Here is a 24,263-nt window from a genome sequence, read left to right as displayed (position 1 = left end):
CCCCCGCCTCATTGCGCACGATACGCCCATAACCTGTTGCATCAGGTAATACGGCGGTTAATACAGTTGCAGCCGCTTGCTGCTCCTCGTGATAGGTCAGCAAGGCTGACAACGTAGTCGCTGACAAGAGGGGAACGTCTCCATATAAAAGAAACGTAGTTCCTTCTTTATCTTGTAAAAACGGCGCTGCCTGCGAAACGGCATGTGCCGTCCCCAACTGTTTTTCTTGCAGTGCATAAGTGACGTCATCGCCTAGTTTGGCGCGGACAGCGTCAGCACCATGACCTACGACGACAACGATATCCTGAACCTGCATGGACGCCATCGTATCGACTACATGCTGAACCATAGGCTTTCCGCACACAGGGTGCAGGACTTTGTACAGCTTCGATTTCATCCGTGTACCCTGACCAGCAGCCAGAACCACGGCATGGATCTTAGACATGTCAACCCTCCATCGTAGAAGTTCCACAATGACTATATCCTAATTCATATGTGAATTTCAAGACAATCGATACAGGATTATCCCCGATTCCTTGCATTGCCAGTTGTTAGACACAAGGCAGACAACATTTAATTTTCTGACAGAAATGTGATATATTGTTGGGCGAAAGGGGTTATTTGAAGGAGGTAGGATTAGATGAGCGCAGAGATATACTTGCTGACTGGGTATTTAGGAAGCGGAAAAACCACCCTTTTGCAAAAATGGCTGACTCATTTGCGCATCACAGACCAGAAAGTAGTCGTCTTGATGAATGAAATGGGGGAGGAAGATATTGACGGGGAACAATTGCAAGGCTTCGGCTTTCCTGTCAAAAAAATGCTCGATGGCTGCATATGCTGCTCCATCAAGGGCGAGCTGACGGAGGGCTTGAAAGATATTATGAACGCCATTGCGCCAGACCGAATCCTCATCGAGACTACTGGCGTAGCCGATCCACTTGATGTCATCGATACGATTACCCATCCAGAGCTGTATGATCGACTGGAGTTAAAGGGGACCATTAGTGTTGTCGACGCCTCTCGCTTTCTGGACCTCAACTCACGATTCTCCTCGACTTCCACTCTGGTCAAAACGATTCGAAACCAAGTGCGTTACGCAGACCTGCTTCTTTTGAACAAAACCGATTTGACCAGCCCTGATGTCATAGAGCGGGTCCGTCAAAAGCTCAGTGAAATCAATCCGACTGCACCCATACACGCTACTGTTCAGGCAGAAATAGAAGTCTCCAGGCTTTTGTCTGTCAAACGCACCATTCATGAGCAACCGCTCGACAACGAGACAAACCGCCCCATTGTCGTACAGAAAAGCATCGGCCGAATGTCAACGATGGACAGGCTCAAGCAATCCCTTGGCCTAAAAACAAGCCAACCCTCTCTCTACAATAGTATCGAAACGTTTTCCTATGTATTCACCGGACCCGTAGACGCAAAAAAATTCGAGGACTTTCTATACGATCTCCCCAAAAACGTCTATCGGGCAAAAGGCTACGTACAGTTCCACGGAAAGCCCGAGCTGATCTCGTTTCAACATACCGATAATCAGGTGCTCCTGTTCCCTTTTGAAAATTTCGGACCGAAAATGGTAGCTGTCTTCATCGGGGAAGGAATGGACCGAGAAATTATTTTGAACGATCTAAAAAAATGTTATGGTTAACGGACGCCGAAGCACCCTGCCGCAAGTGACAGGGTGCTTTGAGTATAAGGACTTTTTAAGCACCAGCTTCGATAGTGCTTTCTTCCTCTTGACCTACGCGGTCGTATTCTGTGAGAACTGCTGCCTGAATCTTTTCACGGGTAGTTGAAGAAATCGGATGTGCAATATCACGGAATTCTCCATCTGGTGTACGCTTGCTCGGCATAGCTACAAACATACCATTATTTCCGTCAATGACACGGATATCATGAACCACAAATTCATGGTCAATTGTAATGGATGCAATCGCTTTCATCCTACCATCCGTATTCACTCGGCGAAGTCTTACGTCTGTTACTTCCATCTAGTTCACTCCCTTTATCTATGTAACGCGTTTAGGATTATTTCCACCCGCTGGGTAAATATTCCTGCTTATCATTATGCAATATTTGAAAAAATATATAAATATGTTTATATGTAATTTTTTGGAAAAGTTTTCTGCAAGTACAAAAAACAGCCCAATGCGCGTGGCATCAGGCTGTTTTCCATTTTTTTCTATTCGATATAAGCTACGATTTCGATTTCGACTTTTACATCACGCGGCAGACGTGCCACTTCTACAGTGGAACGAGCTGGCTTGTGATCGCCAAAATATTGGCCGTACACTTCGTTCAGTTGACCAAAATCATTCATGTCCTTGATGAATACAGTCGCTTTCACTACATTCGTCAGGTTGCCACCGGCTTCTGCCAGTACCGCTTGAATGTTGGAAAAAACCTGATGGGTTTGCTCCACGACGTCACCTTCTACCAAAGTGCCGTCTGCACGCAGCGGAATTTGACCCGATGCAAAAAGAAATGGACCTACCTTTGCAGCTTGGCTGTAAGGACCAATAGCGGCAGGAGCCTTGTCAGTTGAAACAAAAGAGATTGCCATACTTATCTACTCCCCTCTATTTTCAAAAAAACTGCCCAGCTCTATTTCGATTTGCTTGCCCTTGAAGTCTACATCCTGCAGTTTTGCAAGCGATACATATTCATCTACCAGACGCTCAGAAACATCCGCTGTCGTTTCTACCAGTACGCCGCATCCTACTACGGTTGCACGGAATTCCTGCAACAGATCAATCATGCCCCGCAATGTCCCGCCAGCCTTCATAAAGTCGTCCACAATGAGGACGCGAGACTGCTCGGCCAAACCACGGCGAGCGAGTGACATGGTTTGAATTCGTTTACTGGAACCCGATACGTAGTTAATGCTCACTACTGAACCTTCCGTCACCTTGTTGTCACGGCGCACAATCACAACAGGCACATTCAAAAACATAGCCGTCGCATACGCAAGTGGAATCCCCTTTGTTTCCACCGTCATGACGACATCCACATTTTTATCCGCATAAGCGGTTGCAAAGAGCTTTCCGATCTTCGCCATCGTTTGTGGATTTCCGAGAATGTCGGACATGTACAAGTATCCACCTGGCAAAAGTCTCTCTGGATTAGCGAGTTGACCGATCAGTTCGCGCATGAAGTGAAGGGCCTCTTCCGTTTTGACCTGTGGAATATACTTCACTCCGCCTGCCGCTCCCGCCACCGTTTTCAACAAGCCTACCCCTTGGACTTCAAAAGCCTCTTTGATGATAGACAAGTCTTCACTGATGGATGATTTCGCTGCGCCGTATTGTTCCGCGAACAGAGTGAGAGGAGTCAGCGTATGGGGATGGGCGAGCAAGTGCTGCGTCATGTCAACCAGACGCGCACTTCTGCGCAATTTCTTCATGGCTCTTCCTCCAAAACCGAATATTATGCTGTTAATGTATCATTTCCATACGGGTTTATGCAAGTATTTCCCCATCTTGAGCGCCTAACATTCGGACAACAAACACATCTTTGACAAAACCTCGCAACGCGTTGTAAATCCGATGTACTTTCGCTTCCTTTTGCACAAGAGCAAACACAGTAGGGCCGCTGCCAGACATCAGGACACCATCTGCCCCCGAAGCGATCATGAGATCCTTGATCTGTTTTACTTGTGGATGGAGCGAGAGCGTGACGTTCTCCAACACATTCCCAAGAGATTGGCACATGAGTGAAAAGTCTTGCGTCGCAATGGCTTGCAGCATTTGTTTGGTATCGGGATGATTATCGATCTGGGCCACACGCAGGTTTCCGTATACATCCGGAGTAGATACTCCGATAGGCGGCTTGGCTAGAATGACCCAGCACGGTGCAGGCGCTCCCAGATGCGCAATCTGTTCACCACGCCCCGTCGCCAGCGCTGTTCCTCCATAAACGCAAAATGGCACATCAGAGCCAATTTCCGCGCCGATTTTAGCTAGCTCATCTCTGGTCAGCCCGAGATTCCACAATTGGTTCAAGCCGCGCAATGTTGCAGCTGCATCACTGCTGCCACCGGCCAGTCCAGCCGCAACAGGAATTTGCTTGTCGATATACAAGTGTACGCCCTGGCGTACTTGAAATTTTTCTTTCATGAGCTTTGCCGCTTTATATGCGTGGTTACGGATATCATCCGGTACGAAGCTGGCAGAACAGTCCAGCGTTATCTCACCATCTTCGCGTAGAGTCATGTCCACACGATCTGCCAAGTCTACGGTTGTCATCACCATTTCTACTTCGTGATAACCGTCCGGCCGTTTGGCAAGCACGTCGAGAGTCAAATTTATTTTGGCCGGAGCTTTGACCGAGATACGCACGTAATTCACCTCTGCCTACTTTCTAAATTTCCTAGTTTCTTATTGTAGCATAGGCAAACTCTCCCATGCCACTTGATCAATTAAAAAGAATAGGATCGAGATCATTATGGGTATTTCGAAAATTCAGCCCTCTTTATAGAAAAAAAGCCGGGATGCCCCGGCCTTGTCAACGAGTGTTTATATGGTGAGAAACGTCCCGTACGGTCAAACCAAATGCTACAATCGCTTAGCGGCTAATGCTTCCTCAGCAAGCTGAACTGCGCGCTTGACCATGTTACCCGCGTCCCGTGTCGTGATGCCTCCCCAACCCTCGGCTTTTACCGTATCGTAAAACCCAAGCTCTTTGGCCAGCTCCATCTTAAACTGCTCTGACATCATTCCTCGTTTGCGACCCATAGCACCCTCCTTCTCGTTGACAGGCTTAGTGTGCACCATGCCGCTCTTTTTATTGCCTCAACCAAATGTTCAGAGCTTTTCGATATAAAAAACAAAACAGTAGAACCCAAAAGGGCTCTACTGTTGTACAAATGTGATGCGGATGTGCTCGTTTTCGCGGCACACCGTCAATTCTACTGTTTCCGTCAAGATGTCAGCATAGCTGTAAGATACCCGCTCAAAGAGTTGGTCGTCATCCAGCTTTACCACAAACACAGATGGGTAAGTTTCTTCGAGGATGCCACTACGTTCAACGGTTTTGCGGCGACCGCCATTAGCCTTCAGCAGGATGCGCTCACCAATGTGTCCGTCTAAACTACGTTTAATGTCAAGTAACGCGTTTCTTGCCATTGTTTCATCCACCTCGCTTACATCTAGTATAACAGCTCCCTTATATTTTGTCAAAGAAATAAAAAATTATAGCAACCCTGCGGATATTTTGTCAACGGGGTTTTTTTCATAAAAAACGTAGATATTTGTCAAAAGATATGCATAAAGGGCATAAATACGCAAAAACCCCCATTCTTGGGTGATCTCGCCCAAAAATAAGAGGGTTGTCTACACGATTTACGTAATCAGTCCGCGGCGCATACCTTCGTTCGCTAGGCGGGCAAATTCGTCCAAACTGAGTGTTTCACCACGCCGGGTTGGATCGATCCCGATGTCAGTGAGCATCTGTATTACTTCATCCTTTTGGGTTTTAGGAAACAGTCCGTTCATTAGGTTGTTCAACAACGTCTTACGGCGCTGTGCAAACGAGCTGCGTACCACCCGGAAAAACACATCCTGGTCGTCTACATCCACTGGCGGACGATCTCTTACCTTTAAGCGAATCACTGCCGAGTCGACATTCGGACGCGGAATGAACACACTTGCAGGCACAATCATCGCTACTTCTGTGTCTGCGTAGAATTGAGCTGCGACTGAAAGAGAGCCATAGTCTTTCGTTCCTGGTTTGGCTGCAATTCTCTCTGCCACTTCCTTTTGAATCATGACCACGATGTTTTCGAGAGGCAATCTCTCTTCCAGCAGCTTCATCAGGATCGGTGTCGTCACATAGTAAGGCAGATTCGCCACTACGCTCAGCTTTTCCACTCCTGTCATCTTTTCTTCTATTAACTTCTTCAGATCCAGCTCCAGTACGTCCCCATGTACGACTTCAATATTTTCATAGGGTGACAGCGTGTCCTGCAAAATAGGTAAAAGACGCTGGTCGATTTCGATCGCCATCACTTTTTTGGCTGCTCGTCCCAATTGCTCCGTCAGCGCACCGATACCGGGCCCAATTTCAATCGCTCCCTTTTCCTTTGTAAGGTCTGCCTCTGAAACAATGTTATGTAAAATATTGGTGTCTATCAGGAAGTTCTGGCCCAAACTCTTCTTAAAAGAAAAGCCGTACTTCTCCAATATTTCTTTTGTGCGCGTAGGTGTGGCAATATCCTTGCCCGCTATTTGGGTCATGGCTTACTCCCTCTCTTTGTTGATGGCCGTAATGGCCGCTTCGAATTCTGCTCGACTAATTTGGAAGGCATTGAGCCGCTGCAGCATTTGCTTGGCGTTGGCGTATCCGATCCCCAATGCTTCTCCCAGCTTAATTCTGCGTTCTTTGGCATCTACTCCGGACGTCAGGCCATTTGCCAACAGATCGTCAGAGGTAATCTCTCCAGCCGTTTCCGCCATTTCGGTACGTACTTCTGAGAGCGCACGAATAATCACATCAGGTGTCGCATTCTCGACGCCAATGTCGCCCTTTTTGGTCCCGTCCTCTTGGGTAATAAATGCATGCTTGCAGCCTGGAACTGACTTGCTGATAATTTTTCGGATGCGCTCCCCTTGATAATCGGGGTCTGTAAAAATAATAACACCGCGTTTTTGTTGCGCCAGCCTGATTTTTTCAATCGTTCTTTTATGAATGGCAGAACCGCCAGTTTCAATCGTATCGGCATTAACCGCACGCTTGATTGTTGCGGTATCGTCTCGACCTTCCACCACGATGACTTCCTTGATCTTCATCATGTGCTCCCACTTTCGTACAAACTCGGTACGGTACTAGTGTTCCAAAAAAACCGTACCTCAAGCCAAAAATACATGAAACATTTGGTAAAAAAGGATCGTCTAACTAACAAACAGCTTATCACAATAACCTTGGAGGAAACAGAAGAACAGGAGCAATCGCTCCTGTCCTAAGGCTTCTGTGGTCCAATGATATATACAGTTTTGTTTCGCTTGCGACCGAATTTCCTCGCCTCGGACTCCGTGCCTACGAATACGTCGATTTTGCCACCTTTCATGGCACCACCCGTATCTTCAGCTCGACGATACCCAATACCTTCAATGTACACCCACCATCCATACGGAATGACTTTAGGATCTACAGCGATGGTGTGACCTGTCTTGGCTTTTACCCCTGTCGATGTGCGTCCATATCCCGGAGAGCTTGGGTGTTTGCCACCTCCCGAAGGAGTATAAGCAGTCAGGGTAACCCCGTTCAGTACTTTTTTCGGCCTAAACACTTTTCCACCACGCGAGACCGGACCCGCTGCAGAAGCAACCAGGACCCGATCTGGTTGACCCTTTTTCTGCAACATTGGGATTGCGGTACCCATGGCTACGATATTATCTTTCTTCGGTACAAGTACATCTCTTTTGACCAGATCACGGGAGACTTCTTTTCCATCTTCCATGACTAGCTTATAGTGTGCAATTGCCTTACCTTCTTGCCCGCTCTGTAATACGCGGGTCTTACCTTTTTCCAGCGCTGGATCATTTTTGCGTATTTCTTGAAAGGTGACTCGCTCATCGACTTTTACCATTTTCTCAACAACCCGCTTTACGCTGATCGAGGAGTCCTTGGTAAGTGTAGCGGTCAATGCCGGTTCTACCCGGTCCTTCTCACCTAGCACGATGCCGCCGTCCTTCAACGCACCAGCAACATCACGACTAAGTGTCTCTATCGTTTTTTTCTGCCCGTCAACCTGGATTGGTATGGACCAGGTCGTATATAAAGTAATGAGTGCTCCGTCTGATAGCTTCGTCTCAGGTGTCGGTTGAAGGGAATCCTTTTCCGTTACCGTAATGTTTCGCTCGGTTAAGAACTGCTCAACGGTCTTGGCTTTTGTAGCGACCGTCTTGCTTTCTCCGTCCAACGAAAAAGTGACCTGTTTTGGCTGAGTAGCCTGGGCAGAGAAATAGCCAATCATGGGAACGAGCACAAGAGCAAGGCAGCCAAACATGACTAGCCCACGATTCTTATACCTTTCCCATATCGCGCGTAACTCCATTTCCCACACTCCTTTTCCTAGAAAAGCACAAGGCTCTTCTTGTCTAGCCAGGTAAGGGTCGATGTAATTGCACTAATATTCTGGAAGTGGCCGGTACTTCACAAGGTCGGCTTTGATTGTATTTCACTTTCCCGGCTTTGTCAAATTTACCCTCCCTTTTGGCTGAAGCGATAATGGTACCAGACTAGCAAAATAGGCATGGCGAATGGTAGCAGAAACCTGTCGAGAAGCCATGTCGGATGGACAATAATCGTTCGACACATTGTTCATCGTATGCGTCGACAAAATGGAGTAGAACCCGGTTACCTGACACAAAAAAAACGGGAAATCACGTGATCAATCGTGATTTCCCGTTTTTATTAACCGTTCATGCGAAAAAGACGTCTGGCGTTGTCTGCGGTAATTTGTGCCATTTCCTCATAAGACAAACCATGAATGTTCGCCATTTCCTCACAGACGTAACGCACATATCCACTCTCATTTCGCTTTCCGCGGAAAGGATGCGGAGTGAGATATGGGCAATCTGTCTCTATCAACAACTTGTCAAGAGGTACCTTCGCTGCTACTTCTTTTGGCTGCTTGGCATTTTTGAATGTTAGCGGACCACCGAACGAAATATAAAAATTCATATCGAGTGCCTGCTTCGCTGTTTCCCAGCTGCCAGAGAAGCAGTGCATGATACCGCCAACATCTGCTGCCTTCTCTTCCTTCAGGATCGTCAAAACGTCTTGGTGCGCATCGCGATTGTGGATGATGATCGGCATGTCGAGCTTGCGAGCCAGACGAATCTGCTTGCGGAATACCTCTGCCTGCACATCACGTGGCGACGTATCCCAGTAGTAGTCCAAGCCCATTTCGCCCAAACCCACTACTTTCGGATCACGACTGAGTTCCTCGATCCATTCTAGGTGTTCGTCTGTCATGTCCTTGGCGTCTTGTGGATGCCAGCCGATGACGGCGTAAATAAAGTCATACGCATGAGCCAAATCCATGCAGGTTGGAATTGTTTCAGCGTTGAATCCGATGTTCACAATCGTACTGACGCCATTTTCTTGCGCACGAGAAATGACCTCTGCACGATCCTCATCGAATTCCTTCGCATTTAGATGAGCATGGGTTTCAAATAACAAGATGGGTCCTTCCTTTCCTTGCCCTCGTTACTTCACGATTGCTCCGTTTGGCATACTTGGGTCAACAGTCGCAAGTGTCAACTGATCTCCTGCCGATGCTGCCAAGATCATCCCTTGAGACAGCTCACCGCGAAGCTTCACTGGCTTCAGGTTGGCTACGAGGATCACTTTTTTGCCGACCATATCTTCTGGGGAGTAGTATTTCGCGATACCAGAAACAACCTGGCGCTTCTCGTAGCCGAGATCCAATTGCAGAACCAACAGTTTGTCAGCATTTGGATGCTTGGCACATTCCACTACCTGTGCGACACGCAGCTCTACTTTTCCAAAATCGTCGATGCTGATTTCTTCTTTTGCATCAGCTGGTTTGTCCGTTGCTGCTTCTGTTTGGTTGGTGTTTGTTTCACTCACAGGTGCTTCCCCTTTCAAAGCTGCTTGCTTTTTCTTGTTTTCCTCCGCTTGGCGACGTGCCTCTGCTGTCGATTCGTCGATGAAAGCCAGTTCCGCTTGAACATCCAGACGAGGGAAGAGCAGTTCCTTGCGGCTAACGGTACTTCCAGCAGGCAATCCACCCCATACACTTGCAGATTCCCAGTTGGTTGCTTCTTCATTGCCCAAAATACCCAGTTGGTCCCAAATTTTCGCTGGTGCTTTCGTCATGAACGGTTGGATCAGCACGGAGCTAATGCGGATGCTTTCCACCAAATTGTACATAACGGTTGCCAGACGACCTTTGGTTTCTTCGGATTTTGCCAAATTCCAAGGCATGGTCTCGTCGATGTATTTGTTTGTACGTCCCACCAGTTCCCAGATGTGAGCCAGTGCATTGGAGAAGCGCATTTCTTCAATGTGCTCTTCCACCAGCGCCTTCGTTTTCATCGCGAGGCCGATCAAGCTATCATCCGGCTCTCCTGCATCCTGTGGAGCTGGAACGATACCATCGAAATATTTCTCAATCATCGTAGCGGTACGGCTCAGCAAGTTTCCGATGTCATTAGCCAAGTCATAGTTCAGGCGTTGTACGAACGATTCTGGCGTGAAGATGCCATCCTGACCGAAGTTGATTTCACGAAGCAGGAAGTAGCGAACGCCGTCAGAACCGTAACGGTCGATCAAAACCTTCGGGTCAATGACATTGCCCTTGGATTTTGACATTTTTCCATCCGGCATCAGAAGCCAGCCATGACCAAAAATTTGTTTTGGCAACGGGATATCCAGTGCCATCAACAGGATTGGCCAGTAGATCGTATGGAAGCGCAAAATGTCTTTTCCAACCATATGAACATTGGCAGGCCAGAAGTTACGGTATTTGCTGTCGTCCTCGGACAAATAGCCGAGAGCAGAAATATAGTTCGTCAATGCATCAATCCATACGTAAATAACATGCTCTGGATCGGTTGGCACCTTGATTCCCCAGTCAAATGTACTGCGGGATACGGACAAGTCCTGGAGGCCTGGTTTCAGAAAGTTATTGATCATTTCGTTGCGGCGGCTCTCCGGTTGAATAAATTCAGGGTTTGCTTCAATGTGTGCAAGCAGTCTGTCCTGATACTTGGACATGCGGAAGAAGTAGTTTTTCTCCTTCACTTTTTTCACTTCGCGTCCACAGTCTGGGCAAATATATCCATTATCGGTTTTACATTGAGTCTCTGTCCAAAATGCCTCGTCAGGTACACAGTAGAAGCCCTCGTACTCACCCAAATAAATATCACCTTGGTCAAGCAGGCGCTGGAACACTTTTTGTACAACTTCTTTATGACGAGGCTCTGTGGTACGGATGAAATCGTCATAAGAGATGTCTAGCTTTTCCCACAAGTCCTTTACCCAATCGACAATCGGGTCGATGAATTCGAGCGGTTGTTTGCCATCTTCGGCTGCACGCTCTTGGAGCTTTTGACCATGTTCATCTGTCCCTGTCAGGTAATACACATCATAGCCGCGCAAACGCTTATAACGTGCCATAGCATCACACGCGATTGTGGTGTAGGCGTTACCGATGTGGAGTTTGTTACTTGGATAGTAGATCGGTGTTGTAATGTAATAAGTAGGTTTCATTGCAACTATTCCCCTCCTGTTTACGTTAATGAAAATAAGGAAAAGCCCACCCCAAAAAAATTGGGGCGAGCTCTATCTCGCGGTACCACCCAAACACTCCGCCCCCTCACGGAAAACGGACTTGGTGAGTCAAACATGACTCTACCCGTAACGTGGGCATACGTCACAAACTACTAGGTACGGTCTATGCCGTCACTGTTCATCTGCAAGACTCAGGGTCCATGTTCAGCTTGCTCACTTATACCGGTTCTCAGCTACCCCGGCTCTCTGAAATAAGGAGGATCGGCTTACTCTTCCCATCATGGTCGTTTGCTATCATTTGCTGTATTTATCCTCTATTGTACACGACCAACCTGTTTTGTAAACATCCTCGGCAAGCCCATTTTCCTGAGGAGTTTTATCGCTCGCTTCACACCAACTTTACAAAATACAAGAAGAAAAGAGAAAACTTGGAGTTTTTGTCGAATCGCCATGTTCGGTTTCGACATTCGTCGACTTATTCGACACCCAATTCTTCCAGTAAATTTTATCCATAAAAATTTCCATATCGCTTCCAACACTTTGAGAAACACCGATTTAACAGCATTTTCGATTTGAAAAAACATTTTGCTTTTCAAGGAATTGTCAAAATCATGTTGACACCTTTGGGAATGGCTGGTATGATTATCCCAACAGAAAATGTCGAATATTGACGATAAATGATGAGTGTATAACAATAGCATCGACATATACAGATTTTGAGAGGAGATTTTAACTATGATGAAGTCAACCGGTATCGTTCGCAAAGTAGATGAATTGGGTCGTGTTGTTATTCCAATCGAATTGCGCCGCACTCTGGGTATCGCTGAGAAAGATGCTTTGGAAATCTACGTTGACGGAGAGCGCATCATCCTGAAAAAGTATGAGCCTGCATGTATCTTCTGTGGAAACGCTGACAAAGTATCTCACTTTAAAGGTAAAATTGTGTGCCAAGATTGCCTGACAGAAATGCCTGTTAAACGCTAATATCATTTAATTACATAAAAAAGCCTTTGTGGGACGAGCCTCACAAAGGCTTTTTGTTTGCTATTTTTTCTTCAACAGCGCCCGGAAGAAGAACAGCCTGGGCGCATACAAATCAGAATAGACCACATCTGCCGGCATTTCAAAAGATACATCGCCAGAAAACTGTAGCCCAACCTCCGCCAAAACTTGCTGTAGTCGCGCTAAATTGATCACTGTATTCACAATAAGACGAGAATCACGAATACTCACTGCTGATCCCCCTTCCTTTCCTTCCAAAAACACCGGACGCTCCCCTTACCATCGTATTCACGTACCCGTCGAGATGACGAAAAGAAAAAAGCCGACCGTATCGGCCAGCTTCGCTCACTCATTACCGTCTATTCCCGATGATATTCGTTGTAAACATCTCGTTTGGATACATTTCGATCATCGGCTGCTTGCTTGATGGCTTCCTTTTTCCCCATGCCTTGTGCACAGTAATGATCCACGTGCTCCCCGATACTCAGCGATTGCCACCAGGTATCATCGACTTCCGCTTCCAACGGCCCGGTGTTACCTTCGACAATGACACAAAACTCACCGCGTACCTCGCCGCTTCTGAGCCATTCCAGCAGCTCGTCCAACGTCCCGCGCACAAATTCCTCGTAGCGCTTTGTCAGTTCTCTTGCCAGGACAGCTCGCCGATTCCCCCACGCTTCCCGCATGGCAACAAGCGTCTTTTCCACTCGATGGGGAGCTTCATAAAATATCAGCGTTTCTGGATATCGCTTCAGTCGTTCCAGCTCTTCGCGTCTTTCTTTGTTTTCGCGTCCCATAAATCCGCAAAATATGAAGCGATCAGTAGGAAGACCGGAAGCAATCAAAGCTGTCAATGCCGCATTGGCACCTGGAACGGGGATGACAGAAAATCCCGCCGCGGTCGCATCTCGTACCAGCTCAGCACCCGGGTCGGAAATTGCTGGCAAGCCAGCGTCGCTTACCAAGGCAATTTTCTTGCCCTCGGCAAGCCACTGCAACAGCCCATTTCCACTTGCTTCCTTATTATGCTCGTGATAGCTGACCGTACGTTTTTCGATTTGAAAATGATTCAGTAGCTTTCTCGTCTGGCGCGTATCTTCACACGCGATGACATCGACTTCACGCAACGTATTTAGACACCGCACCGTGATATCATCAAGATTGCCAATCGGTGTAGCCACCAAATAAAGGACTCCTGCTTCTTCTGACGCAAAACTGCGTTGCACATTCATTCGGAGGCCCCTCCAATCAATTCTTCTTTTTTCTTGCGCGTTAATCGTTTGATGCTCTCTTCACGCTTGAGACCCCAGGAACGGTCTGCTCCTTCTTCCCAATAGAGCAACTCCACTGGCCCGCGGCCTCTCGTATACTTGGCACCTTTTCCTTCATTATGAGCAGCCAAGCGACGGATCAGCTCTGTCGTATATCCGGTGTAGAGTGTCCCATCCGCACAGGAGAGGATGTAGACATAGTGACTCTTACTCGAGGGAATCTCGTCTGCCATAATAGATTTCCTGTAGTTCTTCACAGTATTGCTCTCCATTTTCATACACAATCAGCGGTGGCTGAATTCTCAGCTCCGGCTTTCCACCCCTTATTCCCTCGATCAGAACCATATTCGGCTCTGCTTCCCTACGCGGATAAACCAGACGCATCCGTTTCGGCTCGATGCCATATTGGCGCATAAGCGAAACGATGTCAATCAAACGTGTGGATCGATGCACGAGCGCCAGCTTTCCGCCGTTTTTTAGCAACTGGCTCCCCACGCGAATGACATCCTCCAAGGACAACATAATCTCATGACGGGCGATCGCAAAGTGCTCGCTGATGTTTTTCTCCCCACTGGTCGCAGGCATATACGGCGGATTGCACGTGATCAAATCGAAATTCCCGTGCCCAAACAACGACACCGCATCCTTCACATCGCCATGATGCATCGTAATTCGTTCATTCAAACCATTCAATGTCACATTGCGGCTTGCCATGCTGAACAAACGCTCTTGAATTTCGATTCCATCAAAACTGGCTTCTGGCGTACGCGTGGTCATAATGAGCGGTATAGCTCCATTGCCCGTGCACATATCCAATACTTTTCCGCGCTTTGGCACCGATGCGAAACGTGCCAAAAGAACCGCGTCCATTGAGAAGCAAAAAACTTCGTGGCTTTGGATTATTTTCATTTCATGTGTCAATAAATCATCGATGCGCTCTGTTTCGTAAAGCGGCACGTTGGTGACAGGTTCCATCTACGGCTCGTACTCCCTTTTGGTCTTTTCTTATTATTCCTATCCGGAAAAAAGCGACCTGACACGTAGCCCAGGTCGCTTTTTCATGTGGTGCTGGTTACTCACCGCTTATTTTTGAGGGCCGCCGCTCAGGAATGAGAGACAGAACAGGCAATCCCCTTCTTTTCGCAGGCTGCCGAAATGCACATTGCAGATATGAAATCCTTCCGCGTACAAACGGGCGAGATTGTCATATCCTTCTCCAACCACTGCCTTTTTGGCTTTTTCCTTCGCGACAGGGCTTGTTCCCTTTTGTTTTGCTTGGGAGCCGGTCTTTTTCCTGTCTAGTCGGGTGCGAAGGTGCTGGTTTTCAACGAGTAATTGGGCGTTTTCCTCCATCAAAACAACGATGACGTCTTTCAGTTCACCAATTTCTTTATAAAGGTCACCAATACGTTCTTCAATACTCGCCATCTTGACGAAGATTTCCCGTTTGTCCACTAGCTCACCTCTCCCCTACCCCCACGCTTTATTCAAAGGTGGGGAGACCTATCGCAATCTCATCCAATCCGAATTCGGTGACACGTTTGTCGATTGAAAGCTCTACTTGGATAGATTGGTCAAGTACGTTTACGGAAACGACTCGTCCATTCCCCATCGGGGTGGTGACCATTTTGCCAACGTCCGGCATTTCATCCTTCGAGCTCTCATAGTTGTCGTTCTCGTATTTTAAACAGCACATCAACCGGCCACACAGACCAGAGATTTTAGCTGGATTCAACGAAAGATTTTGGTCCTTGGCCATTTTGATCGAGACAGGCTCGAAATCGCCGAGGAACGTCGAACAGCAAAGCAACCTGCCACAAGGCCCTATCCCGCCGAGCATTTTGGCTTCGTCACGCACACCAATCTGGCGAAGCTCAATCCGGGTACGGAATACGGAGGCGAGGTCTTTTACCAGCTCACGGAAATCAACCCTACCGTCAGCGGTAAAATAAAAGATAATCTTGTTGCGGTCAAACGTGTATTCCACATCGACCAGCTTCATATCGAGCTTGTGCTCTTTGATCTTCGTCTGACATACAGCAAAAGCATTCTTGGCGGCTTGCTTGTTTTCATCCACCTGTTTAGCATCTCGCTCGTCTGCCATCCGAATGACCTTTTTCAGCGGCAATACGACATCAGACTCAGCCACTTCTTTTTTGCCAATGACGACCTTGCCAAATTCGACCCCTCGCGCCGTTTCAACGATGACGGTGCAGTCTTGCTCAATCGGCAGTCGGTCAGGGTCGAAGTAATATATTTTGCCCGCTTTCTTAAAGCGGACCCCAACAACCTCGTACAAGGGTTATCCCTCCTGGAATTGAAGAACCAACCGCTCAAGAGCCAACTGTGCGTTGGCATTTCGCTCTATCCGATTTTTCGTCTCCATGACCAAATCTATCCCACGCAAGAGCTCAGCTTTTGTCCATACCAGTGCTTGTCCTTGCAGCACATCCTGTTGGTCGCTGTTAATGAGATGGGCATGCCTGCCTACTTGCAAATACAGGATATCGCGCAGCCAAAGGATGAGCAAATCTAAAAAGAGGGGTAGTTCCTCTTTACTTTTGTCGCTCTTTTGCAACATATCATGGATCGTTAAGAGTGCAGAGGAATTGCGCTGTTTGCACTCCTGCACCAATTGTATCACTAGATTTCTTAGCTGTGCAAACGATTCTGATTGGCTGAGTGTCATGGCTTCTTCCACATTTGTCGTAATGTGGGAAGCAACCTGCGCCATTCCCGCCAAAACGCCCTCTGCACGCAACTTTTCCGCAATCGATTCTGCAGAAAGTGGTGAAAATTGAACGATTTGGCATCGAGATAAAATCGTAGGAAGAATCGCATGGCTATGCTCTGTTAAAAGCAGGGCCAGTACACCAGCGGGCGGTTCCTCCAGAAACTTGAGCAGACTGTTGGCAGCCTGTGTCGTCATTTTATCGACGTGCTCAATGATATATACCTTGTGTGATGACTCGACGGCGCGCATCGCCATTTCTTTTTGCAGCGAACGGATCTGGTCGATTTTAATCGAAGCCCCATCAGGCGTAATAAACAACACATCCGGGTGATTGCCACCCTCTATGCGCCTGCATGTAACACAGGCCCCGCAGGCGTCTGCCTCCCTTTCCGAACAAAAAAGGGACTTCGCCAGATGCAGGGCCATCTGCTTTTTACCTGAACCTTTGGGACCCGCCAGCAAGTAGGCGTGTGCCAGTCGTTCGTTGCGCAAACTATGATACAGCAGTTCTTGTGCTCGTGGCTGCTGAGAAAAACGGGTCCATGTCATGATGGTTTCACACCCACTAAAAATACAAATTGATCAACATGCCGCGGATTTCGCCAATCCTAGCTAACAAATCAATCGTTGGTGCCTGCTCGCTCAAGAGCTCATCTGTCAGTTTGAGCAGCTCTGCATCCACCTCTTTGACGATTTTGTACAGCCTGCTGCGACCACGTCGATTCATTCCTCGTCTATCGTCTAAGGCAATACCGAACTTCACTGCCTCTTCCATGAACTGCTTGACGAGATTTTTATAAGCATAGAAGTCACGAACGGCGCGGGAACGAGCCAGAATCTGTCCCTGCCTGTCTATGTCTGTCAGTAGCCGGGTAAGCTTCTCCTGAGACATACGTTCGTCTTCTCCTTGAATCATCGTGCCAAAATTCAGCTTTTCCAGTTGAGGATTCTTGCGTGAATCCGTCGTTTTAATCAAGTCCAGTTTAGGCCGTAACCCATCACTGATTTTCATATCGCCACCTCCGTCGCCCGATACAATACAGGGTTTATCCCCGTGAGATCAAGTATATACGAAAGTTACGAAAAAAGAGAGAAGGAACCACGTTAAAATGAGTGGAACTCTCCGACATCCAATACGAATACTGCGGCACCACCCACCTGTACTTCCAGCGGATATGGCATGAACGAGTCTACAGCATTACTGAGTGGAGAGACGGGAGTGACCATTTGTTTGCGGGATTTGCAATTATGCGCAATGATGTCGATTACTTCCGGCACGCTTTCGTCAGACGTACCGATCAAAAAAGTTGTGTTACCGGCGCGTAAAAAGCTACCCGTACTAGCCAGCTTCGTAGCACGAAAACCTTTTTTCACCAGTTGTTGAGACAGACGACCACTATCTTTATCTTGGACGACCGCAACTACCATTTTCATCGGCTATCACCCTTTCTCCCATGATCAATTCCCAATTTGACTTGACTTCTTCATTGTATGAAAAACACGTAGGCTTGGTACGTTATTTTGCTTAAACATATTATACAGCATGTACATCATCCTGCGGTACAGGGAACCTTATAATCTGTCTAGCAGTGCCTGTAGGGCAGATTGATATACATGTTCCATCGGCTGCTCGGCATCAATGACGACAAAGCGCTCTGGGTCGCGTTCCATGACCAACTGATACCCTTCCCGAACAAGCTCATGGAAACGCATCCCTTCCAGATCGAGACGATTCACTTCACGTCCACGGGAGGCATTAATCCTCGCCAATCCAGTTTCGGGCTGTACATCAAAGAACAAGGTCAATTCCGGCATGCAGTCACCGACAGCAAATTGGTTAATCTGGTAGACAGCATCAATGCCTAATCCCCGCGCATGTCCTTGATAGGCGAGACTACTGTCGATAAAACGGTCGCATAGTACCAGCTTGCCCTCTGCCAAAGCAGGTAACACCTTTTCCGCCAAATGCTGACCACGTGCTGCCGCATACAAGAGAGCCTCAGTTCTTTCATCCATCTGCGTGTGGGCAGGATTTAAAATAATTTCCCGAATTTTTTCGGCGATATCAATTCCACCGGGCTCACGAGTCAAAAGCACATCGACCCCCCGCGCTTTCAGTTCTTCGTACAGCTTGGCGATGACGGTGGATTTCCCAGCCCCTTCTCCGCCTTCTATCGTAATAAATCGGCCTTTTTTTCCTGTTGCCACTTCCATACTCCTTCCACCTCTGTTGTAGCAGGCCAGTTGCTTAAATTATCGTAAAACCTGTATCGTTTGTAGCTGGTCGTCCTGTACGCCGTGGAATCGCGTTTGTCCTTTCGCCAATTCCTTCAGCATCGCCAAACTTTCTTCATCGATCCGCTCGCCTGGCACCAGCACCGGAATCCCTGGCGGATATGGAATCACCATCTCTGCCACAATGCGCCCCAGAGCCTGCTCCAAAAGAATTGACTCCCTCGGGCAATCAACGGCTTCATGCATCGGCAATGCCTGCTCACGCAAATAATGGGAAGATACGACTCCCGTCAAAAGAATGCGCTCCTCTCCCGGTTCTACTTGTGGCGCCATCGATTCAAGCAATCTCCACAAAGCATCAAGGTCACGGGAGGATGTTCCTGTCGAGGCTGCGAGAAGTACATGAGAGTCATCCGCCAGCTCCGAGAAAATTCCGTGCTTTTCCATCCGTTTCTGCAACTCAAATCCACTGAATTGGGCCGTTCGCAAATGGAAAAACAGCTTCAACGGGTCAAGCGTAGTGTATACGCTGTTCGTGGACAGTCGCGGCCAATCCAGCCACTCCAGTCGATCGAGTCGCTCCCGAAACTTGTCCAAAAGCGGCAACAACCTGTTCCACTCTTCTGTCGCCGCAAGCGCCAGATGACGTCTGGCTACATCAAGTGAAGCCATCAGCACATACGATGGGCTGGAAGACTGAAGCATGGCAAGATGACGGAACAACCGTTCACGATCAATCCGCTCTCCCTGAATATGCAGCATCGAGGACATCGTCATCGCCGTGCCCATTTTGTGTGTCGATTGGACCGAAGCATCCGCACCTTCCTGCATGGCAGAACGCGGAAAGGCAGGATGGAACCCGTAGTGGGCACCGTGAGCTTCGTCTATCAAAAGCGGTACGTCAAACCGATGGACAGTAGCCGCCATTTTCGCCAAGTCGATACCCATTCCATAGTAGGTCGGATTCGTCAAAAAAACTGCCTTGGCATCGGGGTGTGCAAGCAGCGCACGCTCTACATCTTCGCGCCTTACACCCGCAGCGACTCCTGTTGCCAAATCGACGGCAGGTACTAAAAAGATCGGGGTTGCTCTCGCCATCATAATGCCGTTGAATACAGACTTATGGCAATTGCGTTGTACGAGAATCTTATCGCCCGGTCTGCATACCGTCATGATGAGGGCGATATTTCCTACTGTACTCCCTCCGATCAAAAACTTGGTCTGTTCCGCATGGAAGGCTTGCGCCGCCAAAGCCTGCGCTTCTGCAATGACACCTTGTGGCTGATGCAAGTCATCTGTCCCACTAATTTCCGTTACGTCCAGCTCCAAGATGTCTTGAAAGCGATTTTTGGCATGGTTGTCAAAGCTTTGGCCCATTTTATGTCCTGGCACATGAAACGGATGCGGCCGATGCTTGGCGTGCCGTTCAAGCTGTTCATAAAGGGGCGCACGCTTTTGTCGCTCCCGAAATTCAACATCTCTCTCCAACACGCGCGACTCACGTCCTTTATTTTTATTCCCCTATTTTAGCATGATTTGGACACGCATGAGTCCAGCAAAAAAAAGACACCGGAATGCACCGATGCCTTCTTTCTTCACGCATCTTTTCGCAACCAAATGCGTCTCATCTGATGAATAAAAAATGGATACTTTTCATCCTGTACATCGGTATTGACCATTTCCTGTTCGCACCGCTGACAGATAAACTGCTCACAAATGGCGATTCCGTCATTCTGCTCTTGTTCACAGACGATACATCGCTGAGCAACTTTTTCCATAGTGAAAACGCCTGCCCTTTTCCTCAATATACCAACCATTATACCCTATTATAGTCAGCATCATTCCCAAACGTTCGTGTTTTCGCCGATAGCTCGGTAGGCTTGGAAATAGGACTGGGCTTCCTGCACAGGGAAACATGCTGCCGCATCAATGACGTAGGACTGCCTCATCGCGTTAACCAGCTCGGGTAATGGCAGTTCAGCAATGGTCGTACCCGCGGCATTTCCGATCACGAGCAAATCCGCATCCTTTACAGCATCCTGCCACGAATCGTATATCGTCCAACCCGTCATCCTTTTGTTCGGAATTGGCTTGTTCTCCCCCGTGTACACCGCAACGTCCTTTTCAGCGGACCAGTCAGAAGACATATGCTCCCATAGCGAACCCTCTCCCCAAAGTACGATCCGCTGTATATTCGCTTTTTGTAGAACGAGCCTGCATTCTTTTTCGAGCCATCCAACTATGAGGGAAGAGTCTTGGCGGGAAGGGTAGAGCCAGCCCTGACCGACTCGTTTATCCATACCGAGCGCGCGGCTAACTTGCAGCAAAGAAATTCCCCTCTCATCGCATCTGGCACCAAGTTCGAGGTAAAACTGCTCCTTCCACGCCAAATAGCGCGGTAATTGCCGAAGCGCTTCATCCACTTCACGCATCCCGCATACCATTGTCACGAGTGAGCAGCGAGCGAGCTGCTTACAGAGGAACCGCATCCATCTCCCATTGGGTTCCCCTCCTAGCAAAGCACGCTCGTGGGTAAATAACGCCATGCGAATGACCTCATGCTCTCCGTTGTGCTTGTATTGGGTATGTAAAGTATTCGCCAAGTCGTATGGCACGTCGCTTCCGTAGACAAGTGTGAGCCATGGCCCCGCTCCCAGCTGTTGCATCCTTTCCTGCAAAAGCATTCCATCACTCTCTTTTGTCAGCAGAAATCCATCAGCGACTTCATCTGAGAAGTCTGTTTGGTAAACAGTCAGCTCAATCCCACACGCTCCAAGCTCATTGCCGCATCTGGCTACGACCTCCTCTGAATTGACCCATAGCCTCACGCTTTCCTTCCCTCCTCATCACGCCCTACCGAATAAATTTCCATATCATTCCTTTTATCCTACCCATAACAAAAAGCCGTCAGTCCAGTCATGCTAGACAAACGGCTTGTATCATCGTTGTATAAGCTTTCTCAAGATTTGCGACTGTGCGATAATGGAAACGCAGACTTTCATTCATCCAGACGCTGTAAAAGGAAGTGACTTCTCATGAAGGAAACCGTCGCCCATACGATCTATAGCTACAAGCTGCTCTATCGTTTTCGCTGGCGATTTGTCGGCTACTTTTTTCAACTGTTGTTAATAGGCTTGTCCCTTATTTCGCACTCATTCATGCTACAAGTTCCCGCTTATACCCTGATTGTGACGTTAGCGATTCTACCCGTGATACCAATCTGTCATTTAGTCTTATTTCGACTGTATGCCCTTCTACGCGGCCATAGGCCAAAGACAACTGCTGATATGCTCGTCTCTCCGTGGTGGGGTGCTGGCTATCCACTTCCCATCCCGCTATCTGTCTATCGGGGCGGTGAGCTCACGGTAATCGTGGGAAGTATGGCGATAGCAGCCGGGGCTTATGTGTGGCTTTCGGAAGGATACGCGCTCACCTTGATCACCGGAACGCTGATCGTTGCGCTGCCACGCCTCCTCGCCTTCCTTGCTTCCTTTCGTCAGCCAAGTCGTAGCCGGGTGAAATACGAGGATCGCGGCGTTGCTTTTTTGCTTACAGATGGATAACCGAATCGATACGCCTTTACATAACCCATAGCTTGATGACAATCAACGCAGCCAATCCAGGCAAACGGAGAAGTCCGACGAGCAGAGCCGTCACCGGGTTGATCGGGATGTGGAAGTTAGCCAACTCTCCCACCAGATTGGTGAAAAACAGCAATAGTGCGCCAATCACGACTTGCATGATCCCAAATCCAATCCACCTGATCGGGCCCGTGACAGATTTGCTGGCGGCAATCACCAGCAAAATTCCAACTACAATCAGTGCTATAACCCACCCTGTAGTCATCGGCTTTTCCTCCTATGCCTTTTGGCGATTCCTCTCGCGCTTTGCTTGCGCGAGTAAATACATATACCGCTTTTCGGTCACATGCAAATAATAAATGACATCATCCAAGCCGCCATCCGGTTCACTGATCTCCGCAAGATGGCGGGCATGCTGCCAGTCCATTCGGGCCTGATTGACTGCTACATCCAAGCTCGCTTCATTCCATTCCACCACGAACCGCGCTTTTTTTCTCCACCTACTCACCTGCAAGCTTCCCCCTCAGTGAAAGTAGTAAAGTACTCCTGTCATGTTGTTCACTGCATGCAACAAAACTGCTCCCCAGATCGATTGGTACCGATGTCGAACGAATCCGAGTAAAAGTCCAATGACAAAAAGCGGAGCGAACAGAGCGAGATCCATATGCAGGAGCCCAAACCAGAGACTGCTCAGCAAGATACCCATAATGGGCCCGATTCTTTGAACCAGATAAGTCTGAATCACTCCGCGAAACAAAATCTCCTCCGCAATCGGAACCAATATGCCAATGACCAGAAGCGAGGTGAGCGCCGCCAAAATATCCGTTTCTTTCGCCTGCACAATCTCTTTTTCGATCTGCTGCTCTCGCTCTGATGACAGAGACAGTCCAAACCAGTCCGCAATCGGGTTAGTCACCACCGCATCCAGCACCAGTGCAATCAAAAGAAACAGAGCAGCGAGCATCAACAGCATCCGGCCTAGTCGTACAGGTCGGCAAACGCCGATTTCCCCCAGTCTTCCACGAAACCACAACGGAATCAAAATCAACAGGAACAGTTGGAAAATAGCTGATTCCAATATCCCTCCGATCGTACCGGTGGAAAAGAAGGTACCTTCCAGTAAAAACCCATACAACAGCAGTACGCCCGTTTGAAACACATGCAGCCAAGCTACAATATGCAGTACATCATTCCCTGAAAGCTCGTCATATTGCCATAGCCATGACGTCTTCAACTGTCTTTCTCTTAGCAAGCTCACAATGAAACCAACGGTCGCAATGAAGCTAAATACCGCCACTGCAAATGCAAGTAATCCTAGCCATACCTCCGGTTGCCCGACAGTGGTAGCTACCCACTTCCCGTCTTCACCCTTGTGAAAACGAATCATGGATAACTCCGCAGCAAACATGAGCCAATACCCAATAAACAGCATGATCGCCCATGGAGTGGACTTTTGTCGCCGTATCCCACTCGCAAGCGACAGTCCTGGTCCTGTCAGCATCTCCTCACGCTCCTATTTCACTGTATGTCTCGTCCATTCAAAAAAGTCCGGCATTTCTATCAGGATTGCAAAGCTTTTATTTGTGCTTCTGCTATTTGCTTGAGATATTCATTGCGCGTCCGCAAAAACCGCGTCATATACGCCTCCAAGAACAACCAATCCGCGAGCTTCCCCAAAATACCCAGCGGAGATGTATAGTCAAAAATATCGATCACCCTCGTCTGATTGTCCGTTATCGGAATGAACTCATGCGTGTGATGAAACCGTTTGAATGCGCCAGAAACCATCTCATCTACGAAATAGCGCGGCTCCTCCATCTCTGTGATTTTCACCGTCAAATTCTGTTTGATACCGAAGTGAATGGCTTCCCAGGTAACAGTCTCCCCCAGGTTTATCAGTCCGCTCGTTACTCCTCCAATCGCTCTCTCCTTCGTGCTGGCGGTCGATTCCATATGCAAATCAATGCTTCTGGCAGCATCGAAGCAGACCTGTCGCGGAGCATCTATCAAAAACTCCATACGAATAACCGGCATACTGCATCCTCCTCTCGAAACGAAAAAAAGACAGGCAGACCCCGTCTTCTTTTCTATCTATATCGTACTCTAGGATGGTATTTAAAAAGTCGTCCTTTCAGCACCGAGAAAGTGGCGAGAACCTGAAGAAGGAGGAGC

General features: G+C 48.2%; 32 protein-coding genes and 1 other annotated feature. Of the genes, 3 read left to right on the top strand and 29 right to left on the bottom strand.

Annotated features, from left to right (window positions below; genetic code table 11):
* Positions 1-445: NTP transferase domain-containing protein (locus tag PMI05_RS08425; protein ID WP_007719939.1), on the bottom strand; the 445-nt coding region annotated here is incomplete at its 3' end.
* A gap of 195 nt (positions 446-640) precedes the next feature.
* On the opposite strand from PMI05_RS08425, the gene PMI05_RS08420 reads away from it, so the two are divergent.
* Positions 641-1,657, top strand: a complete 1,017-nt coding sequence (locus tag PMI05_RS08420; RefSeq protein ID WP_007719937.1) for a GTP-binding protein — start codon at positions 641-643, stop codon at positions 1,655-1,657.
* A gap of 55 nt (positions 1,658-1,712) precedes the next feature.
* Here PMI05_RS08420 and spoVG read toward each other — a convergent pair whose 3' ends face one another.
* From spoVG to metG, 11 genes are all read right to left on the bottom strand, one after another.
* Positions 1,713-2,000, bottom strand: a complete 288-nt coding sequence (gene spoVG, locus PMI05_RS08415; protein WP_007719936.1) for a septation regulator SpoVG — start codon at positions 1,998-2,000, stop codon at positions 1,713-1,715.
* A gap of 191 nt (positions 2,001-2,191) precedes the next feature.
* Positions 2,192-2,572, bottom strand: coding sequence for a RidA family protein (locus PMI05_RS08410; protein ID WP_007719935.1), 381 nt, complete (start codon positions 2,570-2,572; stop codon positions 2,192-2,194).
* Between the two features lie 6 nt (positions 2,573-2,578).
* The gene (gene purR, locus PMI05_RS08405) at positions 2,579-3,412 is read right to left on the bottom strand and encodes a pur operon repressor (RefSeq protein ID WP_007719934.1); all 834 of its coding nucleotides are present in this window, start codon (positions 3,410-3,412) and stop codon (positions 2,579-2,581) included.
* 55 nt (positions 3,413-3,467) lie between these two features.
* On the bottom strand, positions 3,468-4,346 hold the full coding sequence (gene ispE / locus PMI05_RS08400; RefSeq protein WP_039960463.1) for a 4-(cytidine 5'-diphospho)-2-C-methyl-D-erythritol kinase: 879 nt from the start codon (positions 4,344-4,346) through the stop codon (positions 3,468-3,470).
* Positions 4,347-4,562: 216 nt separating this feature from the next.
* Positions 4,563-4,742: a small, acid-soluble spore protein, alpha/beta type gene (locus PMI05_RS08395; RefSeq protein WP_007719929.1), complete on the bottom strand. Its 180-nt coding sequence runs from the start codon at positions 4,740-4,742 to the stop codon at positions 4,563-4,565.
* A 117-nt stretch (positions 4,743-4,859) separates the two neighbouring features.
* Positions 4,860-5,132, bottom strand: a complete 273-nt coding sequence (gene veg, locus PMI05_RS08390; RefSeq protein WP_005830485.1) for a biofilm formation stimulator Veg — start codon at positions 5,130-5,132, stop codon at positions 4,860-4,862.
* Between the two features lie 216 nt (positions 5,133-5,348).
* Positions 5,349-6,242: a 16S rRNA (adenine(1518)-N(6)/adenine(1519)-N(6))-dimethyltransferase RsmA gene (rsmA, locus tag PMI05_RS08385; RefSeq protein ID WP_007719925.1), complete on the bottom strand. Its 894-nt coding sequence runs from the start codon at positions 6,240-6,242 to the stop codon at positions 5,349-5,351.
* Between the two features lie 3 nt (positions 6,243-6,245).
* Positions 6,246-6,794 carry a ribonuclease M5 gene (rnmV, locus tag PMI05_RS08380; RefSeq protein ID WP_007719922.1) on the bottom strand — a complete coding sequence of 183 codons (549 nt, stop codon included), beginning with the start codon at positions 6,792-6,794 and terminating at the stop codon, positions 6,246-6,248.
* A 170-nt stretch (positions 6,795-6,964) separates the two neighbouring features.
* Positions 6,965-8,062, bottom strand: coding sequence for a 3D domain-containing protein (locus PMI05_RS08375; protein WP_007719920.1), 1,098 nt, complete (start codon positions 8,060-8,062; stop codon positions 6,965-6,967).
* A 359-nt stretch (positions 8,063-8,421) separates the two neighbouring features.
* The gene (locus PMI05_RS08370) at positions 8,422-9,192 is read right to left on the bottom strand and encodes a TatD family hydrolase (protein WP_007719918.1); all 771 of its coding nucleotides are present in this window, start codon (positions 9,190-9,192) and stop codon (positions 8,422-8,424) included.
* Between the two features lie 27 nt (positions 9,193-9,219).
* Positions 9,220-11,247, bottom strand: a complete 2,028-nt coding sequence (metG, locus tag PMI05_RS08365) for a methionine--tRNA ligase (RefSeq protein WP_007719916.1) — start codon at positions 11,245-11,247, stop codon at positions 9,220-9,222.
* Between the two features lie 58 nt (positions 11,248-11,305).
* Positions 11,306-11,559 (bottom strand) — a binding site (T-box leader).
* Positions 11,560-12,003: 444 nt separating this feature from the next.
* Here metG and PMI05_RS08355 point away from each other — a divergent pair.
* Entirely contained in the window at positions 12,004-12,252 is a 249-nt protein-coding gene (locus tag PMI05_RS08355; RefSeq protein ID WP_007719913.1) for an AbrB/MazE/SpoVT family DNA-binding domain-containing protein, read from the top strand.
* Positions 12,253-12,312: 60 nt separating this feature from the next.
* Here PMI05_RS08355 and PMI05_RS08350 read toward each other — a convergent pair whose 3' ends face one another.
* The 13 genes from PMI05_RS08350 to PMI05_RS08290 all read right to left on the bottom strand — a co-directional run bounded on the left by PMI05_RS08350 (position 12,313) and on the right by PMI05_RS08290 (position 21,338).
* Positions 12,313-12,501, bottom strand: a complete 189-nt coding sequence (locus PMI05_RS08350; protein ID WP_238543267.1) for a hypothetical protein — start codon at positions 12,499-12,501, stop codon at positions 12,313-12,315.
* Between the two features lie 128 nt (positions 12,502-12,629).
* Positions 12,630-13,502, bottom strand: a complete 873-nt coding sequence (gene rsmI, locus PMI05_RS08345) for a 16S rRNA (cytidine(1402)-2'-O)-methyltransferase (protein ID WP_007719909.1) — start codon at positions 13,500-13,502, stop codon at positions 12,630-12,632.
* The gene (locus PMI05_RS08340) at positions 13,499-13,774 is read right to left on the bottom strand and encodes a GIY-YIG nuclease family protein (protein WP_007719905.1); all 276 of its coding nucleotides are present in this window, start codon (positions 13,772-13,774) and stop codon (positions 13,499-13,501) included. Before PMI05_RS08340 ends, rsmI begins: the two co-directional genes overlap by 4 nt.
* Entirely contained in the window at positions 13,749-14,516 is a 768-nt protein-coding gene (locus tag PMI05_RS08335) for a tRNA1(Val) (adenine(37)-N6)-methyltransferase (RefSeq protein ID WP_007719904.1), read from the bottom strand. Before PMI05_RS08335 ends, PMI05_RS08340 begins: the two co-directional genes overlap by 26 nt.
* Before the next feature lie 108 nt (positions 14,517-14,624).
* Positions 14,625-14,996, bottom strand: coding sequence for a DNA replication initiation control protein YabA (gene yabA, locus PMI05_RS08330; protein ID WP_007719903.1), 372 nt, complete (start codon positions 14,994-14,996; stop codon positions 14,625-14,627).
* Positions 14,997-15,024: 28 nt separating this feature from the next.
* Entirely contained in the window at positions 15,025-15,840 is an 816-nt protein-coding gene (locus PMI05_RS08325; RefSeq protein ID WP_007719901.1) for a stage 0 sporulation family protein, read from the bottom strand.
* 3 nt (positions 15,841-15,843) lie between these two features.
* A complete protein-coding gene (holB, locus tag PMI05_RS08320) occupies positions 15,844-16,824 on the bottom strand; it encodes a DNA polymerase III subunit delta' (RefSeq protein WP_007719900.1) in 981 nt (326 codons plus the stop codon).
* A gap of 16 nt (positions 16,825-16,840) precedes the next feature.
* Positions 16,841-17,287, bottom strand: coding sequence for a YaaR family protein (locus PMI05_RS08315; RefSeq protein WP_007719898.1), 447 nt, complete (start codon positions 17,285-17,287; stop codon positions 16,841-16,843).
* Positions 17,288-17,379: 92 nt separating this feature from the next.
* Positions 17,380-17,709 (bottom strand): cyclic-di-AMP receptor, encoded by a 330-nt coding sequence (locus tag PMI05_RS08310; RefSeq protein ID WP_007719896.1) that lies wholly within the window; start codon positions 17,707-17,709, stop codon positions 17,380-17,382.
* A 138-nt stretch (positions 17,710-17,847) separates the two neighbouring features.
* Positions 17,848-18,489, bottom strand: a complete 642-nt coding sequence (tmk, locus tag PMI05_RS08305) for a dTMP kinase (protein WP_007719895.1) — start codon at positions 18,487-18,489, stop codon at positions 17,848-17,850.
* Between the two features lie 39 nt (positions 18,490-18,528).
* Entirely contained in the window at positions 18,529-20,001 is a 1,473-nt protein-coding gene (locus PMI05_RS08300) for an aminotransferase class I/II-fold pyridoxal phosphate-dependent enzyme (RefSeq protein ID WP_007719894.1), read from the bottom strand.
* Positions 20,002-20,105: 104 nt separating this feature from the next.
* The gene (locus tag PMI05_RS08295; protein ID WP_007719893.1) at positions 20,106-20,288 is read right to left on the bottom strand and encodes a sigma factor G inhibitor Gin; all 183 of its coding nucleotides are present in this window, start codon (positions 20,286-20,288) and stop codon (positions 20,106-20,108) included.
* 60 nt (positions 20,289-20,348) lie between these two features.
* Positions 20,349-21,338, bottom strand: a complete 990-nt coding sequence (locus tag PMI05_RS08290) for a hypothetical protein (protein ID WP_007719890.1) — start codon at positions 21,336-21,338, stop codon at positions 20,349-20,351.
* A gap of 207 nt (positions 21,339-21,545) precedes the next feature.
* Here PMI05_RS08290 and PMI05_RS08285 point away from each other — a divergent pair, with 207 nt between their 5' ends.
* Positions 21,546-22,073, top strand: coding sequence for a hypothetical protein (locus tag PMI05_RS08285; protein ID WP_007719889.1), 528 nt, complete (start codon positions 21,546-21,548; stop codon positions 22,071-22,073).
* A 16-nt stretch (positions 22,074-22,089) separates the two neighbouring features.
* Here PMI05_RS08285 and PMI05_RS08280 read toward each other — a convergent pair whose 3' ends face one another.
* Genes PMI05_RS08280 through PMI05_RS08265 form a run of 4 tightly spaced genes read right to left on the bottom strand, consistent with a single transcriptional unit; the run spans position 22,090 to position 24,125 of the window.
* Complete coding sequence (locus PMI05_RS08280) at positions 22,090-22,356, bottom strand: pro-sigmaK processing inhibitor BofA family protein (RefSeq protein ID WP_007719887.1); 267 nt, start codon at positions 22,354-22,356, stop codon at positions 22,090-22,092.
* Between the two features lie 12 nt (positions 22,357-22,368).
* A complete protein-coding gene (locus tag PMI05_RS08275) occupies positions 22,369-22,599 on the bottom strand; it encodes a DUF2508 family protein (protein WP_007719879.1) in 231 nt (76 codons plus the stop codon).
* A gap of 15 nt (positions 22,600-22,614) precedes the next feature.
* Positions 22,615-23,592, bottom strand: a complete 978-nt coding sequence (locus PMI05_RS08270; protein ID WP_007719877.1) for a CPBP family intramembrane glutamic endopeptidase — start codon at positions 23,590-23,592, stop codon at positions 22,615-22,617.
* A 59-nt stretch (positions 23,593-23,651) separates the two neighbouring features.
* A complete protein-coding gene (locus PMI05_RS08265; protein WP_007719875.1) occupies positions 23,652-24,125 on the bottom strand; it encodes an SRPBCC family protein in 474 nt (157 codons plus the stop codon).
* Between the last annotated feature and the right edge of the window lie 138 nt (positions 24,126-24,263).

This window comes from Brevibacillus sp. BC25 (genome assembly GCF_000282075.1).
In the GTDB taxonomy this organism is placed as follows: domain Bacteria; phylum Bacillota; class Bacilli; order Brevibacillales; family Brevibacillaceae; genus Brevibacillus.
This window is presented reverse-complemented; position numbering and strand designations above follow the sequence as displayed.

What these genes read in the sequence shown, in the direction of transcription:
- PMI05_RS08310 (WP_007719896.1), bottom strand. Translation starts at nt 17,709, where the DNA reads ATGAAAATGGTAGTTGCGGTCGTCCAAGATAAAGATAGTGGTCGTCTG.
- tmk (WP_007719895.1), bottom strand. Translation starts at nt 18,489, where the DNA reads ATGGAAGTGGCAACAGGAAAAAAAGGCCGATTTATTACGATAGAAGGC.
- rnmV (WP_007719922.1), bottom strand. Translation starts at nt 6,794, where the DNA reads ATGAAGATCAAGGAAGTCATCGTGGTGGAAGGTCGAGACGATACCGCA.
- PMI05_RS08280 (WP_007719887.1), bottom strand. Translation starts at nt 22,356, where the DNA reads ATGACTACAGGGTGGGTTATAGCACTGATTGTAGTTGGAATTTTGCTG.
- PMI05_RS08295 (WP_007719893.1), bottom strand. Translation starts at nt 20,288, where the DNA reads ATGGAAAAAGTTGCTCAGCGATGTATCGTCTGTGAACAAGAGCAGAAT.
- rsmI (WP_007719909.1), bottom strand. Translation starts at nt 13,502, where the DNA reads ATGAATGTGCAACGCAGTTTTGCGTCAGAAGAAGCAGGAGTCCTTTAT.
- PMI05_RS08420 (WP_007719937.1), top strand. Translation starts at nt 641, where the DNA reads ATGAGCGCAGAGATATACTTGCTGACTGGGTATTTAGGAAGCGGAAAA.
- spoVG (WP_007719936.1), bottom strand. Translation starts at nt 2,000, where the DNA reads ATGGAAGTAACAGACGTAAGACTTCGCCGAGTGAATACGGATGGTAGG.
- PMI05_RS08355 (WP_007719913.1), top strand. Translation starts at nt 12,004, where the DNA reads ATGATGAAGTCAACCGGTATCGTTCGCAAAGTAGATGAATTGGGTCGT.
- rsmA (WP_007719925.1), bottom strand. Translation starts at nt 6,242, where the DNA reads ATGACCCAAATAGCGGGCAAGGATATTGCCACACCTACGCGCACAAAA.
- PMI05_RS08375 (WP_007719920.1), bottom strand. Translation starts at nt 8,062, where the DNA reads ATGGAGTTACGCGCGATATGGGAAAGGTATAAGAATCGTGGGCTAGTC.
- PMI05_RS08265 (WP_007719875.1), bottom strand. Translation starts at nt 24,125, where the DNA reads ATGCCGGTTATTCGTATGGAGTTTTTGATAGATGCTCCGCGACAGGTC.
- metG (WP_007719916.1), bottom strand. Translation starts at nt 11,247, where the DNA reads ATGAAACCTACTTATTACATTACAACACCGATCTACTATCCAAGTAAC.
- PMI05_RS08340 (WP_007719905.1), bottom strand. Translation starts at nt 13,774, where the DNA reads ATGGCAGACGAGATTCCCTCGAGTAAGAGTCACTATGTCTACATCCTC.
- PMI05_RS08410 (WP_007719935.1), bottom strand. Translation starts at nt 2,572, where the DNA reads ATGGCAATCTCTTTTGTTTCAACTGACAAGGCTCCTGCCGCTATTGGT.
- PMI05_RS08335 (WP_007719904.1), bottom strand. Translation starts at nt 14,516, where the DNA reads ATGGAACCTGTCACCAACGTGCCGCTTTACGAAACAGAGCGCATCGAT.
- holB (WP_007719900.1), bottom strand. Translation starts at nt 16,824, where the DNA reads ATGACATGGACCCGTTTTTCTCAGCAGCCACGAGCACAAGAACTGCTG.
- PMI05_RS08285 (WP_007719889.1), top strand. Translation starts at nt 21,546, where the DNA reads ATGAAGGAAACCGTCGCCCATACGATCTATAGCTACAAGCTGCTCTAT.
- PMI05_RS08270 (WP_007719877.1), bottom strand. Translation starts at nt 23,592, where the DNA reads ATGCTGACAGGACCAGGACTGTCGCTTGCGAGTGGGATACGGCGACAA.
- purR (WP_007719934.1), bottom strand. Translation starts at nt 3,412, where the DNA reads ATGAAGAAATTGCGCAGAAGTGCGCGTCTGGTTGACATGACGCAGCAC.
- veg (WP_005830485.1), bottom strand. Translation starts at nt 5,132, where the DNA reads ATGGCAAGAAACGCGTTACTTGACATTAAACGTAGTTTAGACGGACAC.
- PMI05_RS08315 (WP_007719898.1), bottom strand. Translation starts at nt 17,287, where the DNA reads ATGAAAATCAGTGATGGGTTACGGCCTAAACTGGACTTGATTAAAACG.
- PMI05_RS08395 (WP_007719929.1), bottom strand. Translation starts at nt 4,742, where the DNA reads ATGGGTCGCAAACGAGGAATGATGTCAGAGCAGTTTAAGATGGAGCTG.